Source organism: Serratia sp. A07 (genome assembly GCF_058725505.1).
The window spans coordinates 1-13,682 of sequence record NZ_JBZXDO010000005.1 but is presented as its reverse complement, the minus strand read 5'-3'; the positions used below and the strand labels follow the sequence as shown (position 1 = coordinate 13,682).

13 protein-coding genes are annotated in these 13,682 nt (G+C 60.2%); 11 read left to right on the top strand and 2 right to left on the bottom strand.

What is annotated here, in order from left to right:
* The first annotated feature begins 48 nt into the window (after nucleotides 1-48).
* From aroQ to fis, 8 genes are all read left to right on the top strand, one after another.
* Entirely contained in the window at nucleotides 49-501 is a 453-nt protein-coding gene (gene aroQ, locus AC4PR2_RS07070) for a type II 3-dehydroquinate dehydratase (protein ID WP_004936891.1), read from the top strand.
* A 32-nt stretch (nucleotides 502-533) separates the two neighbouring features.
* Nucleotides 534-1,001 (top strand): acetyl-CoA carboxylase biotin carboxyl carrier protein, encoded by a 468-nt coding sequence (accB, locus tag AC4PR2_RS07065; RefSeq protein ID WP_492174962.1) that lies wholly within the window; start codon nucleotides 534-536, stop codon nucleotides 999-1,001.
* Nucleotides 1,002-1,013: 12 nt separating this feature from the next.
* Nucleotides 1,014-2,363 carry an acetyl-CoA carboxylase biotin carboxylase subunit gene (accC, locus tag AC4PR2_RS07060; RefSeq protein WP_004936886.1) on the top strand — a complete coding sequence of 450 codons (1,350 nt, stop codon included), beginning with the start codon at nucleotides 1,014-1,016 and terminating at the stop codon, nucleotides 2,361-2,363.
* A gap of 152 nt (nucleotides 2,364-2,515) precedes the next feature.
* Nucleotides 2,516-2,758, top strand: coding sequence for a DUF997 family protein (locus tag AC4PR2_RS07055; RefSeq protein ID WP_197659211.1), 243 nt, complete (start codon nucleotides 2,516-2,518; stop codon nucleotides 2,756-2,758).
* Nucleotides 2,748-4,193: a sodium/pantothenate symporter gene (gene panF, locus AC4PR2_RS07050; RefSeq protein WP_336948333.1), complete on the top strand. Its 1,446-nt coding sequence runs from the start codon at nucleotides 2,748-2,750 to the stop codon at nucleotides 4,191-4,193. Before AC4PR2_RS07055 ends, panF begins: the two co-directional genes overlap by 11 nt.
* A gap of 11 nt (nucleotides 4,194-4,204) precedes the next feature.
* The gene (prmA, locus tag AC4PR2_RS07045; RefSeq protein WP_033636181.1) at nucleotides 4,205-5,086 is read left to right on the top strand and encodes a 50S ribosomal protein L11 methyltransferase; all 882 of its coding nucleotides are present in this window, start codon (nucleotides 4,205-4,207) and stop codon (nucleotides 5,084-5,086) included.
* Between the two features lie 393 nt (nucleotides 5,087-5,479).
* A complete protein-coding gene (gene dusB, locus AC4PR2_RS07040) occupies nucleotides 5,480-6,484 on the top strand; it encodes a tRNA dihydrouridine synthase DusB (RefSeq protein WP_004936856.1) in 1,005 nt (334 codons plus the stop codon).
* On the top strand, nucleotides 6,466-6,762 hold the full coding sequence (gene fis / locus AC4PR2_RS07035; RefSeq protein WP_000462905.1) for a DNA-binding transcriptional regulator Fis: 297 nt from the start codon (nucleotides 6,466-6,468) through the stop codon (nucleotides 6,760-6,762). Before dusB ends, fis begins: the two co-directional genes overlap by 19 nt.
* A 127-nt stretch (nucleotides 6,763-6,889) precedes the next feature.
* Here the strand turns inward: fis and AC4PR2_RS07030 are convergent, their stop codons facing one another.
* Nucleotides 6,890-7,231 carry a hypothetical protein gene (locus tag AC4PR2_RS07030; protein WP_016930249.1) on the bottom strand — a complete coding sequence of 114 codons (342 nt, stop codon included), beginning with the start codon at nucleotides 7,229-7,231 and terminating at the stop codon, nucleotides 6,890-6,892.
* Between the two features lie 246 nt (nucleotides 7,232-7,477).
* On the opposite strand from AC4PR2_RS07030, the gene lpxO reads away from it, so the two are divergent.
* The 3 genes from lpxO (at nucleotide 7,478) to AC4PR2_RS07015 (ending at nucleotide 10,418) form a co-directional block, all read left to right on the top strand.
* Nucleotides 7,478-8,383: a lipid A hydroxylase LpxO gene (gene lpxO / locus AC4PR2_RS07025; protein WP_060424607.1), complete on the top strand. Its 906-nt coding sequence runs from the start codon at nucleotides 7,478-7,480 to the stop codon at nucleotides 8,381-8,383.
* 301 nt (nucleotides 8,384-8,684) lie between these two features.
* Complete coding sequence (lpxP, locus tag AC4PR2_RS07020) at nucleotides 8,685-9,605, top strand: kdo(2)-lipid IV(A) palmitoleoyltransferase (protein WP_060440957.1); 921 nt, start codon at nucleotides 8,685-8,687, stop codon at nucleotides 9,603-9,605.
* Nucleotides 9,606-9,719: 114 nt separating this feature from the next.
* Nucleotides 9,720-10,418 carry a CTP synthase C-terminal region-related (seleno)protein gene (locus AC4PR2_RS07015; RefSeq protein WP_321189997.1) on the top strand — a complete coding sequence of 233 codons (699 nt, stop codon included), beginning with the start codon at nucleotides 9,720-9,722 and terminating at the stop codon, nucleotides 10,416-10,418.
* 49 nt (nucleotides 10,419-10,467) lie between these two features.
* Here AC4PR2_RS07015 and AC4PR2_RS07010 read toward each other — a convergent pair.
* On the bottom strand, nucleotides 10,468-13,682 hold a 3,215-nt coding region (locus tag AC4PR2_RS07010; RefSeq protein ID WP_492174961.1), incomplete at its 5' end, for a non-ribosomal peptide synthetase.

Sequence of the window (13,682 nt, the reverse complement as noted above, 5' to 3'; positions counted from 1 at the left end):
CGGGTTATTTTCTACGATGATGGTTTTATTGCCGGAGATACCAGCACAATGGCGGATAAGTTTCACATTTTGCTTCTGAACGGCCCCAATCTCAATCTGCTGGGGACGCGTGAGCCGGAGAAGTACGGCAGCACGACGCTGACAGAGATTGTTAACGGATTGGAAAACCAGGCATCCGCATTGGATATTACCCTGAGCCATCTGCAATCCAACGCCGAGCATCAGCTGATCGATCGCATTCATCAGGCGCGCGGCAACACCGATTTCATTCTGATAAACCCGGCGGCGTTCACGCATACCAGCGTGGCGCTGCGCGATGCGTTGCTGGCGGTGCAGATCCCGTTCATCGAGATCCACCTGTCCAACGTGCACGCCCGCGAACCTTTCCGCCATCACTCCTATCTCTCAGACGTGGCGGTAGGCGTGATTTGCGGCCTCGGCGCGGATGGCTACGCTTTCGCTTTACAGGCAGCGGTTAACCGTCTGTCAAAAACCCACTAATTGCTCCACAAAAAGAGTACGGAATCACACTCATGGATATTCGTAAAATCAAGAAACTGATCGAACTGGTTGAAGAATCAGGCATTTCTGAACTGGAAATCTCTGAAGGCGAAGAATCGGTTCGCATCAGCCGTGCCGCACCGGCGCAGGCTTACCCTGTCATGCAACAGGCCTATGCGATGCCGGCACAGCAGCAGCCGGCCCTGGCTGCCGCCGTTGCTACCGCACCTGCGGCAGAAACCCCGGCGGCACCGGCGGCCATGAGTGGCCACGTCGTTCGTTCGCCAATGGTAGGCACCTTCTACCGCACCCCAAGCCCGGACGCGAAAGCCTTCGTGGAAGTGGGCCAGAAAGTGAACGCCGGCGATACCCTGTGCATCGTTGAAGCCATGAAAATGATGAACCAGATCGAAGCGGACAAGTCCGGCGTCGTGAAAGCCATCCTGGTGGAACACGGCCAGCCGGTCGAATATGACGAGCCGCTGGTCGTCATCGAATAACGAGGCGCCCCCATGCTTGATAAAATTGTTATCGCCAACCGCGGCGAGATCGCGCTTCGCATCCTGCGTGCCTGTAAAGAACTGGGCATCAAGACCGTTGCGGTTCACTCCGCGGCCGACCGCGATCTGAAACACGTGCTGCTGGCCGACGAGACCGTCTGCATCGGTCCTGCGCCATCAGTAAAAAGCTACCTGAACATCCCGGCCATCATCTCGGCGGCGGAAATCACCGGCGCCGTGGCGATCCACCCGGGCTACGGCTTCCTGTCCGAGAACGCCGACTTCGCCGAGCAGGTTGAACGCTCCGGCTTCATCTTCATCGGCCCGAAAGCCGAAACCATCCGCCTGATGGGCGACAAGGTTTCCGCGATCAACGCCATGAAGAAAGCCGGCGTGCCTTGCGTACCGGGCTCCGACGGCCCGCTGACCGACGACATGGATAAAAACCGTGCCTTCGCCAAGCGCATCGGTTATCCGGTGATCATCAAGGCGTCCGGCGGCGGCGGCGGTCGCGGCATGCGCGTCGTGCGCAGCGACAAAGACCTTGAGCAGTCCATCAACATGACGAAAGCGGAAGCCAAAGCGGCTTTCAACAACGACATGGTGTACATGGAAAAATACCTGGAGAATCCGCGCCACATCGAGATTCAGGTATTGGCCGACGGCCAGGGTAACGCCATCTATCTGGCCGAGCGCGACTGCTCCATGCAGCGCCGCCACCAGAAAGTGGTCGAAGAAGCGCCGGCACCGGGCATCACCAGCGAAATGCGCCGTTACATCGGCGAACGCTGCTCGAAAGCCTGCGTGGAAATCGGCTACCGCGGTGCGGGTACCTTCGAGTTCCTGTATGAAAACGGCGAGTTCTATTTCATCGAAATGAACACCCGTATTCAGGTAGAGCACCCGGTTACCGAAATGATCACCGGCGTGGATCTGATCAAAGAGCAGCTGCGCATCGCTGCCGGTCAACCACTGTCGATCAAACAGGAAGAAGTGAAGATCCACGGCCACGCGGTAGAATGCCGTATCAACGCCGAAGATCCGAACACCTTCCTGCCGAGCCCGGGCAAGATCACCCGCTTCCACGCGCCAGGCGGTTTCGGCGTGCGTTGGGAATCTCATATCTACGCCGGTTATACCGTACCGCCGTACTATGACTCCATGATCGGCAAACTGATCACCTTCGGCGAAAACCGTGACGTGGCGATTGCCCGCATGAAGAACGCCCTGGCTGAACTGATCATCGACGGCATCAAAACCAACGTTGAGCTGCAGCAGAAGATCATGAATGACGAAAACTTCCAGCACGGTGGCACCAATATCCACTATCTGGAGAAGAAGCTGGGTCTGCAGGAAACCTAAGGCAGCCACGCAGCATCGTCTGACGAAAGGCCGGTTAATCACCGGCCTTTTTCTTTGGCGTTGCCGCCAGTAACGGCTTGGCAAAACGCCGTCATGCCGTAAAATTCCCTACCTTTGATGAATCCATCACCGTAAACCTATGGGAGACACGGATGGACAAACGTTTTATCCAGGCGCACCGCGAAGCGCGTTGGGCGCTGGGGCTGACGCTGCTCTACCTGCTGGCCTGGGGGCTGGCGGCCTACCTACCGGACAGCGCTATCGGCGTCACCGGCCTGCCGCACTGGTTCGAAATGGCCTGCCTGCTGGTGCCGATGCTGTTCATCGGCCTGTGCTGGCTAATGGTGCGCACGGTGTTCCGCGACATTTCGCTGGAGGACCGCGATGCAAACTGAAGTGATCCTGCCGCTGGTCGCCTACCTGCTGCTGGTGTTCGGTCTGTCGGTGTACGCCTACAGCCGCCGCCAGAGCGGGAATTTCCTCAGCGAATACTTCCTCGGCAACCGCTCGATGGGCGGCTTTGTGCTGGCGATGACCCTGACCGCCACCTACATCAGCGCCAGTTCGTTTATCGGCGGCCCCGGCGCCGCCTACAAATACGGCCTGGGCTGGGTGCTGCTGGCGATGATTCAGCTGCCGGCGGTGTGGCTGTCGCTCGGGGTGCTGGGCAAGAAATTCGCCATCCTGGCGCGGCGCTACAACGCCATCACCCTCAATGACATGCTGTATGGCCGCTACCAAAGCCGCCTGCTGGTGTGGTTGGCCAGCCTCAGCCTGCTGGTGGCGTTTCTCGGCGCCATGACGGTGCAGTTTATCGGCGGCGCCCGCCTGCTGGAGACCGCCGCCGGCATTCCTTACGACACCGGCCTGCTGATCTTCGGCATCAGCATCGCGCTGTACACCGCCTTCGGCGGCTTCCGCGCCAGCGTGCTGAACGACGCGATGCAGGGGCTGGTGATGCTGCTCGGCACCGTGCTGCTGCTGGTGGCGGTGATCCACGCCGCCGGCGGACTGGACAGCGCGGTGCACAAGCTGCAGCAGATCGATCCGGCGCTGGTGTCGCCACAGGGCGGCGATCAGATCCTCAGCCTGCCGTTTATGGCGTCGTTCTGGATCCTGGTGTGCTTCGGGGTGATCGGCCTGCCGCACACCGCCGTGCGCTGCATCTCCTACAAGGACAGCAAGGCGGTGCATCGCGGCATTCTGCTCGGCACCGTGGTGGTGGCGGTGCTGATGTTCGGCATGCACCTGGCCGGCGCGCTCGGCCGCGCGGTGTTGCCGGATCTCAAGATCCCCGATCAGGTGATCCCGACGCTGATGATCACCGTGCTGCCGCCGTACGCCGCCGGGATCTTTTTGGCGGCGCCGATGGCGGCGATCATGTCGACCATCAACGCCCAGCTGCTGCAATCCTCCGCCACCATCATCAAGGATCTCTACCTGGGCGTGCGGCCGCAGCAGATCCACAACGAGCGGTTGATCAAGCGCTTCTCCAGCCTGACCACGCTGATCCTTGGCCTGCTGGTGCTGCTGGCGGCCTGGCGACCGCCGGAGATGATCATCTGGCTCAACCTGCTGGCTTTCGGCGGGCTGGAGGCGGTTTTCCTGTGGCCGTTGGTGCTGGGCCTGTATTGGGAACGCGCCAATGCTCAGGGAGCGCTTAGCTCAATGGTGTCGGGTGCGGTATGCTATACGCTATTGGCCAGCTTCAACCTGCAGCCGGCGGGGCTGCACCCTATCGTGCCTTCGCTGTTGCTCAGCCTGTTGGCGTTTTATTTCGGTAACGTCGTCGGCGAAAAGCGCCGGGCGGCGTCATCATTACCCTCTTGAAGAGAATTGCTATGCCTTGGATCCAACTCAAACTGAACACCACCGGCAGCCAGGCGGAAGACCTGAGCGACGCGCTGGTGGAAAGCGGCGCCGTGTCGGTGACTTTCCAGGACACCCACGACAACCCGGTGTTCGAACCCTTGCCGGGTGAAACCCTGCTGTGGGGCGATACCGACGTGATCGGCCTGTACGACGCGGAAACCGATATGGCCGAGGTGGTGGCGATGCTGGAACAGCACCCGCTGCTGGGCGCCGGTTTCCGCCACAAGATAGAACAGCTGGAAGACAAGGACTGGGAGCGCGAGTGGATGGACAACTTCCACCCGATGCGCTTCGGCGAGCGCTTGTGGATCTGCCCGAGCTGGCGTGACGTGCCGGATCCCGACGCGGTCAACGTGATGCTCGATCCGGGCCTGGCGTTCGGCACCGGCACCCACCCGACCACGGCGCTGTGCCTGCAGTGGCTGGACGGCCTCGATCTGGCCGGCAAAACCGTTATCGACTTCGGTTGCGGTTCCGGCATCCTGGCAATCGCCGCCCTGAAGCTGGGTGCAGCGCGCGCTATCGGCATCGATATCGATCCCCAGGCCATTCAGGCCAGCCGCGACAACGCGCAGCGTAACGGCGTTTCAGAGCGTCTGGAGCTGTATCTGCCGAAAGACCAGCCGGCGGACCTGCTGGCTGACGTGGTGGTCGCCAACATCCTCGCCGGCCCGCTGCGCGAGCTGGCGCCGCTGATCGGCTGCCTGCCGAAGGCCGGTGGTCATCTGGGGCTGTCCGGCGTGCTGGCCAGCCAGGCCAGCAGCGTTGCGCAAGCCTACGAAGAGAAGTTCACGCTCGACCCGGTCGCCGAGCGTGAAGAGTGGTGTCGCATCACCGGCCGCCGCAAGTAAGCGTCACGGTCTATTGCCCCCTCATCCACCGGCCCTGCGCCGGTGGATTTTTTTTGCCTGACGATCGGCCTGCGGGCGAGACAAAATTTTATGCAATTTTTCGCCGCTCAACGACGGATCGCCCTGACAATGCGCCTTCCAGACAGGCTATCTCGGCAAAAAACGCGGGTGAATGCAGATAATATTCTGCGCAAAGGCGAATATTTTGCCGCACACAAAATAAGCACTTTTCGTCAACTTATTGTAAAATATATATAATATTTTTATGAATCACCGCGTAGCGTATTTTTCGTCCTAATATCGGGCCAATTGGTTAAAGTTTGGCCTTTCATCTCGACGCAAAAATGCGTAATATACGCGCCCTTGCGGACACAGTATGGTCACTCTTTGTCTATGCGCATTGGACACCACCAGCTTACTAATTGCCTGATTGCGGCCCCGATGGCCGGTATTACAGATCGCCCGTTCAGAACCCTCTGTCATGCAATGGGTGCTGGGATGGCTGTATCCGAAATGCTCTCCTCCAACCCGGAGGTGTGGCGGACGGATAAGTCGCGTCTGCGTATGGTGCATAGCGATGAACCAGGGATCCGCTCCGTGCAGATTGCCGGATGCGATCCTGATGATATGGCCGCCGCCGCACGTATCAACGTGGCCAGCGGCGCGCAGATCATCGACATCAATATGGGATGCCCTGCCAAAAAAGTGAACCGGAAGCTTGCCGGGTCCGCCTTGTTGCAGTACCCGGATCTGGTAAAACGGATCCTCCACGCGGTGGTTGACGCGGTGGATGTGCCGGTAACGCTGAAGATTCGCACCGGCTGGGCGCCAGAGCATCGTAACTGTGTAGAGATTGCCCAACTGGCCGAAGACTGTGGTATTCAGGCCCTGACGATTCACGGCCGAACCCGCGCCTGTCTGTTTAACGGCGACGCGGAATACGACAGCATTCGGGCAGTTAAGCAGAGTGTTTCCATTCCGATTATCGCGAATGGGGATATTACTGACCCGCATAAAGCCAGAGCAGTGCTCGACTACACCGGGGCCGACGCCCTGATGATAGGCCGCGCTGCTCAGGGGAGACCCTGGATCTTCCGGGAAATCCAGCATTATCTGGACACTGGGGAGCTGCTGCCGCCGCTGCCGCTTGGCGAGGTGAAGCGCTTGTTGATTGGGCACATTCGGGAATTGCACGGCTTCTATGGCCAAGGCAAGGGATTCCGGATTGCTCGTAAGCACGTGTCCTGGTATCTCCAGGAACACGCTCCGAATGACCAGTTTCGGCGCACATTCAACGCCATAGAGGATGCCAGCGAACAGCTGGAGGCGTTGGAGGCATATTTCGAAAATCTTAGCGTAAAAAAAGAGCTGACAGAACTATGTTCGAACAACGCGTAAATTCTGACGTACTGACCGTTTCTACCGTTAACTCACAAGATCAGGTGACTCAAAAGCCTCTGCGTGACTCGGTTAAACAAGCACTGAAGAACTATTTTGCTCAACTGAACGGTCAAGACGTAAATGACCTGTATGAGCTGGTACTGGCTGAAGTTGAACAGCCACTGTTGGACATGGTGATGCAATACACCCGTGGCAACCAGACCCGCGCAGCCCTGATGATGGGCATCAACCGCGGCACGCTGCGTAAGAAGCTGAAAAAATACGGCATGAACTGATACTAGTCAGTTAACGTGTTGAAAAGGCGCAACCTTGCAAGAGGCGGCGCCTTTTTCTTTTGGGGCATGCCCGTTTTGCAGGCAATAAAAAAGGCCGCAGCGCGGCCCTTGGGGTAAAGCTGAGACCTTATTCGGTCGCTTTGTTCTTGAGGCTTTCCGCCCCTTGCTTGGTCTTATCCCAAGCCTTCTCCGTACCCTGTTTGGTGGAGTGCCAGGCCTTTTGCGAGCCTTCGCTCACTTTGCTGCCGACGCTGTCGCTCTTGCCTTCAGCGGCGTGCTTGGCTTTCAGCTTCAGCTCTTCACCCTTGTCCTGAGACTGGTGCAGCTTTTCTTTGGCGGTATCCGCCCCTTTGTGCGCTTCGGCAACGACCTCGTTGCTGGCGTGAGCGGCGGTGTCGGTCGCGGTCTCAGCGGCGAACACCGGGGAAGCGAGCAGCAGTGCAGACAAGGCAATGATTGATTTCTTCATAAGTCCCTCTTTTTTCAGATACGTGCCATTCGTCATGAAACAAGATGGCATGAAACGCCCCTTGAACGATTTAAGAATAGGACTAAAACCAAAAAATCGATATAAAATTTTATTAAAAATAAATTTCTCATTTTTTTATGCCGTTCGAGCGAATCCCGGTCAAAAAGCACGAAAACGTTAAATTTTTCCTGCCACAAAACTATAATTTGTATGAATTTTTAACAAGCATTAACAGGGATGGATTCTATGGTTGCCGCGATCATTATCGGCATTTTCATCGTCAGCTTCTTCTACGCGCACTCCCGCGGCAAAGAGAAACAAAAGGTTACCCGCCAACTGTTCGATCACTCCACCTTTATGGGGCCGATCAACATGTTTATGACCGGTTTCTCCCGTTTGCCCGCCAAACAGCCCTATTTCGACGAAAAAGGCTTCCCGGAGCTGCAGACGCTGACCGACAACTGGCAGGTGATCCGCGAAGAAGCGGTGCGCCTGCAGGATCACATCAAAAAGGCGCAGTCGCACAACGATGCCGGCTTCAACACCTTCTTCAAACGCGGCTGGAAACGTTTCTATCTGAAATGGTACAGCGACAGTCACCCTTCGGCGCAGACGCTGTGCCCGCAAACCGTCGAGCTGCTCAACCGCATCCCGTCGGTCAAGGCGGCGATGTTCGCCGAGCTGCCGCCCGGCAGCCATTTGGGTAAACACCGCGACCCTTACGCCGGCTCGGTGCGCTATCACCTGGGGCTGATGACGCCCAACGACGATCGCTGCTTCATCGAAGTGGATGGCGAACAGCACAGCTGGCGTGACGGCGAGGCGGTGATCTTCGACGAAACCTACGTGCACTGGGCACAGAACGACACCGACCAGACGCGCATCATTCTATTTTGCGACGTCGAGCGGCCGATGAAGTGGCGCTGGGCGCAGGCGGTCAACCACTGGGTCGGCTCTACGCTGATGTCTGCGGCCAGCTCGCCGAATGACGACCAGGACCGCACCGGCGGCATCAACCGCATCTTCAAATACGTCAACGCGGTGCGCGATGCCGGTCAGCGCCTGAAAGCACGCAACCGCCGCGGTTACTACCTGCTGAAATGGCTGGTGATCGCTGCAATCTTCGCCGCGATTATCATTCCCAGCCTATAAAACGCGCCAATCTTCAACTTAGGGGCAACGCGAATGAGAATATTCGCATGCCCCTCTTCCGCCACACCCCGTACCCTGTGCTAGCATAAGCATTCCTAGAGCCGCCTCCGCTGGCCAACAGCTATCCCTCCGAAGCCTGATAGCAGCGCAAACCGCCCTTCGAATGTAAATGTTTAGTCAATTATGGAATCCCGACTAAACCCTGGTCGTGCCCGGGTGTCTGAGTGGTCGTATCGCTATCGAGTGGAACCTTTATGCGTTACAGCTTGCTGCCCCTTTTTAACGTATAAAACGAGTTTCTATGAAATCAGCCAAAGCATTTCAACTGGCCTTGCTGCACCCGCGCTACTGGCTCACCTGGTTCGGCCTCGCCCTGCTGTTCCTGCTGGTCCAGCTCCCCTATCCGTTGCTTTACCGGCTGGGGGTGTGGATGGGGCGTACCTCGATGCGTTTTCTCAAGCGTCGCGTCGCCATCACCCGCCGCAACCTCGAGCTGTGCTTCCCCGAGATGGACGAAGCGCAGCGCGAGCGCAAAGTGGTGGGCAACTTCGAATCGCTCGGCATGGGCCTGTTGGAAACCGGCATGGCCTGGTTCTGGCCGGATAAACGCGTCAAGCGCTGGTTCAACGTCTCCGGCATCAACCACCTCAACCTGGCGCAGCGTGACGATCGCGGCGTGCTGGTGATCGGCGTCCACTTTATGTCGCTGGAGCTGGGCGGCCGGGCTATGGGCCTGTGTCAGCCGATGATGGCGATGTACCGTCCACACAACAACAAAGCGATGGAGTGGGCCCAGACCAAGGGCCGTATGCGCTCCAACAAGGCGATGATCGATCGCAAGGATCTGCGCGGCATGGTGCACGCACTCAAGCGCGGCGAGGCGGTGTGGTTCGCGCCGGATCAGGACTACGGCCCGCGCGGCAGCGTATTCGCCCCGCTGTTCGCCGTCGATCAGGCCGCGACCACCAGCGGCACCTTTATGCTGGCGCGCATGGCCAACCCGGCGCTGGTGCCGGTGGTGCTGATCCGCCGCGAAGGGGGCCGTGGTTACGACCTGCTGATTCAACCGGCCCTGGAAGACTATCCGCTCAGCGACGAGCAGGCGGCGGCGGCCTATATGAACAAAGTGATCGAGAAAGAGATCCTGCGGGCACCGGAGCAATATCTGTGGCTGCACCGCCGCTTCAAAACCCGGCCGGTCGGCGCGCCGTCGCTTTACTGAACCCTTTTTCCAGCCCGGCCGACGCCGGGCTTTTTTGTGCGCAGCGTTTAAAAAATCTGCGGTTCACGATCCCGCTTTCCTGTAATCTCCTTTTTTACCCGCACAGGAAAGGAAATGATGAAAGCTCAAGTCCGCATTGCTCTGGTCGGTGATTACACCCCGCAAGCCGTGGCCCATCAGGCCATCCCCGTAGCGCTCCAGCTCACCGCCGCCCACCTCGATATCGACGTGCAGCCCCAGTGGCTACCGACCGACACCCTGACCTCCCCCGACGTCCTGCAAGATTTCGACGCCATCTGGGTGGTACCGGGCAGCCCGTATCGTCACGACGACGGTGCTTTTATGGCGATCCGTCATGCGCGGGAAAACGACGTGCCGTTCCTCGGCTCCTGCGGCGGTTTTCAATACGCGATCGTCGAGTACGCCCGCAACGTGATGGGCTGGCACGACGCCGGTCATGCGGAAACCGACAGCGGTGGCCGGCTGGTGATCGCTCCGCTTAGCTGCTCGCTGGTGGAAAAAACCGGCGACATCGTTTTCCAGCCCGACACCCGCGTCGCACGGGCCTACGGCAGCCTGAACACCCATGAAGGCTACCACTGCAACTTCGGCGTCAATCCGGAATTCGTCGTCGATCTGCAACGCTTCCCGCTGGTCATCAGCGGCCACGACAGCGAAGGCGACGTGCGCGCCATCGAACTGCCGGCTCACCGTTTTTACGTCGCTACGCTGTTCCAGTCGGAACGCGCCGCGCTGCGCGGCGAGCTATCACCGCTGGTGGTGGAGCTCGTCAAAACCGCCGCCAACGGGTAAAAAAAAAGCCCTCTTGCGAGGGCTTTCTCATCGGATACATCCCGCCGGCTTACGCCTGTCCGAGCTCGCGCAACGCCAGATTGAAGTGTTGCCCCAGCTCACGCCGATGAACCGGATGCTCCATCATCGACACATGGTCGCCGTTGACCTGGCTGACGCGGACGGTCGCCGGCGGCAGCAGCTTATCCCATCCCAACGCGGAAGCGTCTTCGCGGCAATATCCCGCCTGCTTGATCTTCTGCCAATACGCCTGGAACTGTGCGTTCTGCGAATTGACGGAAACCTGCTCCTGCTTCGCCTTGAACAGATGGATTTTCAGCGATGCGGGCTGCACCAGGGTCGCTTCCACCAGTTTGGCGTAGTGGTGCCGCTGCTGCCAGAGCGCCGCCTCGTCGGCCACTTCCTCACGCTGAGTCTTGATCCCGGCGCGTTGCACGGCCGCGATCGCCTCCGGCAACGGCAGCTCGGCCAACTGCTGACAGAACTGCGGATCCGGCCTTTCCTGCGTTGACTCCACCCAGTTCAGCAACAGCTGGACCGGGCTGTGCATTGCCGCCACCGGCCGCAACGTGTCGATCAGCCCCAGGAAAGCGACCGCTTCCCCGGCCGATTGCAGCTGCTCGGCGATGGCATAGGCCAACACCCCGCCGGAAGAGTACCCCGCCAGATGGTATGGCCCCTGCGGCTGCACTTCGCGAATCAACGCCACGGCGCTGGCGGCCATATCGGACATGGTGGCCGGCTTCTCCTCCACCGCCGGCCACGGCACGGCGTAGACCGGGAAGGTCTCGTCGATCTCCTTGGCCAATTCAAACACGTAGGAGTGGTCGCCAAAGCCGGTCGGGACGAAGAACAGCGGCGGCCGGCTGCCGCTGCTGCGAGCCGGCACCGCTTTACGCAGCGGAGCCTCGGCGGTGCGACGATCTATCCGCTCGGCCAGCTCGGCCAATATCGGATGGTTGAAGATCGCCTGTACCGGCAAGGTGATGCCTTGCTGACGCAGCTGGCTGGAAAGACGTACCGCCAGCAGCGAATGGCCACCGAGCTCGAAGAAATTGTCGTGACGCCCTATCTGGCCAATCTCGAGCAGCTCACACCATACCCGTGCCAGCGTCGTTTCGGTCTCCCCCTGAGGCGCCGCATACTCCCGAGTGCCGACTGCCGTGCGCTCCGGCTCCGGCAAGGCGCGCCGATCCAGCTTGCCGTTGGCGGTCAACGGCAGCGCATCCAGCCAGACATAAGCCGACGGCACCATGTACTCCGGCAAACGTTCGCTCAGATAGGCCCGTAGCTGTCCCTGCAACGCGCTGCGGTCAACGTCGGCCGTCGGTACGATCCAGGCGACCAGGCGCGGATGATGTTCCGTCGAACAAACCTGCACCACCGCTTCCCGCACCCACGGGCTCGCCGCCAGCTGCACCTCAATCTCGCCCGGTTCGATGCGGAACCCGCGCAGCTTGATCTGCTGATCGCATCGCCCCTGGTATTCAAGACTGCCGTCCGGCAAATAACGCGCCAGATCGCCGGTGCGATACATGCGGCCGCCACCGACCGGATTGAACGGATCGCTCAGGAAGCGCTGTGCCGTCAGTTCCGGTCGGTTCAGGTAGCCCAACGCCACCCCCACGCCGCCGATGTGCAATTCCCCCACCGCCCCCATCGGCACCGGGCGCCCGCGGGCGTCCAGCAAGTAAGCGCGGGTATTGCCGATCGGTTTCCCAATCGGCAAGCGCGCCTCCCCCTCAGCCCGCTCGATACGTGCCGTTGTCGCAAAGGTGGTGGTCTCCGTCGGCCCATAGGCATGGATCAGGTGCACCGGCCCCCGCTCTTGCAACAGCCGCGCATAAGCGCCCGGATCCTCTTTCTCCCCTCCGCTAATCAGATATTTCAACTGCGCCAGTGCGCCGCTGATGCTGTGCACATACTGATTGAACAGCGCGGTAGTCAAGAACAGCGTGGTGATGCGATGGCGTTGCAGTTCGGCCGCCAGACGCTCGGCCTCCATCATCACTTCCGGCGCGATCACCACCAGCGCACCGCCATTCAACAGAGCGGCCCAAACCTCCATCGTGCTGGCATCAAACGCCGGGTTGGCGGCAAAGGCGATGCGGTCGTCGGCGTCAAAGGCGGCGTAGCGGTTGTTGCGCACCAGACGCGTGATCCCCTGGTGCGGCGTCATGACGCCTTTCGGCGTACCGGTCGAGCCGGAGGTATACATGATGTAGGCCGTCGCGCCGCTCGACACGCGCAACGCCGGGTTACCGACATGACCTTCAGCTTCGCGATCCTCGACCGTCAGCTGCGGAATGCTTTCGTCGCCGACGGCGTCCGTCAGCATCAGGCAGGCGCCGCTGTCATCGGCGATCCACGCCTGGCGCGCGGCCGGCAGTTGCGGATCGATAGGGACATACGCCGCCCCGGCCTTGATTACCGCCAATTGGGCGCAGACCAGTTCGATGCTGCGCGCCAGCCGCACCGCGACCCGGTCGCCCGGTTGTACGCCGCGCTCAATCAGCCGATGCGCCAACCGGTTGGCGCGCGCATTCAACTGTGCGTAGCTGAGCCGTTGCGCATCCTGAATCAAAGCGATGGCCTGCGGCGTCTGCCGCGCCTGCTGTTCAAACAGTTCGTGCACGCAGGTATCCGCCGGGTAAGCTTCCGCCGTATGATTCCAGCGGCACAGCTGCAGCGCATACTCTTCATCCGGCATCACCTCCAGTTCGCAGACCGGTGTCTGAGGCGCCTGCTCCAATGCCTGCGCCAATGCGCTCAACGCCTGCGCCATATAGCCGCACACGCGCTGCGCTTCAATCGGCTGCCTGACCTGCGCCGTCAGGCCCAGCGAATCACCGCCATCCTCGACCGACAGCACGAACGGATAGTTGGTACGTTCCTGGCTATCGAGCAGCGTCACGCCGGTCGGCAATGCGGTGTCCTCGCCGCTGTTATGCCGGTAGTTCAGCAGGGCACTGAACAGCGGCGTGCCTGCGGCGACGCCGCTGCAGCGCTGCGCCAACGCCAGCGGCGCATGCTCATGGGCCAGCAGCCCGCTCAGCCGGATGTGCGCCTGCAACACCGCCGATTCCGCGCCGACCTCGTTGACATCCAGCCGTAGCGGCAGAGTATTGATAAACAATCCGAGCGCCCGTTCCGCCCCGTCTCCGGCCTGCATGCGGCCCAACAATACGGTGCCGAACACCACCTCATCGCGGCCGGTAGCGCGCGCCAACACCTGCGCCCAGGCCAGGTGGCACAGGCTGGCCA

Coding starts and splice junctions, on each gene's coding strand:
- aroQ (WP_004936891.1), top strand. CDS start 49: ATGGCGGATAAGTTTCACATTTTGCTTCTGAACGGCCCCAATCTCAAT.
- accB (WP_492174962.1), top strand. CDS start 534: ATGGATATTCGTAAAATCAAGAAACTGATCGAACTGGTTGAAGAATCA.
- accC (WP_004936886.1), top strand. CDS start 1,014: ATGCTTGATAAAATTGTTATCGCCAACCGCGGCGAGATCGCGCTTCGC.
- AC4PR2_RS07055 (WP_197659211.1), top strand. CDS start 2,516: ATGGACAAACGTTTTATCCAGGCGCACCGCGAAGCGCGTTGGGCGCTG.
- panF (WP_336948333.1), top strand. CDS start 2,748: ATGCAAACTGAAGTGATCCTGCCGCTGGTCGCCTACCTGCTGCTGGTG.
- prmA (WP_033636181.1), top strand. CDS start 4,205: ATGCCTTGGATCCAACTCAAACTGAACACCACCGGCAGCCAGGCGGAA.
- dusB (WP_004936856.1), top strand. CDS start 5,480: ATGCGCATTGGACACCACCAGCTTACTAATTGCCTGATTGCGGCCCCG.
- fis (WP_000462905.1), top strand. CDS start 6,466: ATGTTCGAACAACGCGTAAATTCTGACGTACTGACCGTTTCTACCGTT.
- AC4PR2_RS07030 (WP_016930249.1), bottom strand. CDS start 7,231: ATGAAGAAATCAATCATTGCCTTGTCTGCACTGCTGCTCGCTTCCCCG.
- lpxO (WP_060424607.1), top strand. CDS start 7,478: ATGGTTGCCGCGATCATTATCGGCATTTTCATCGTCAGCTTCTTCTAC.
- lpxP (WP_060440957.1), top strand. CDS start 8,685: ATGAAATCAGCCAAAGCATTTCAACTGGCCTTGCTGCACCCGCGCTAC.
- AC4PR2_RS07015 (WP_321189997.1), top strand. CDS start 9,720: ATGATGAAAGCTCAAGTCCGCATTGCTCTGGTCGGTGATTACACCCCG.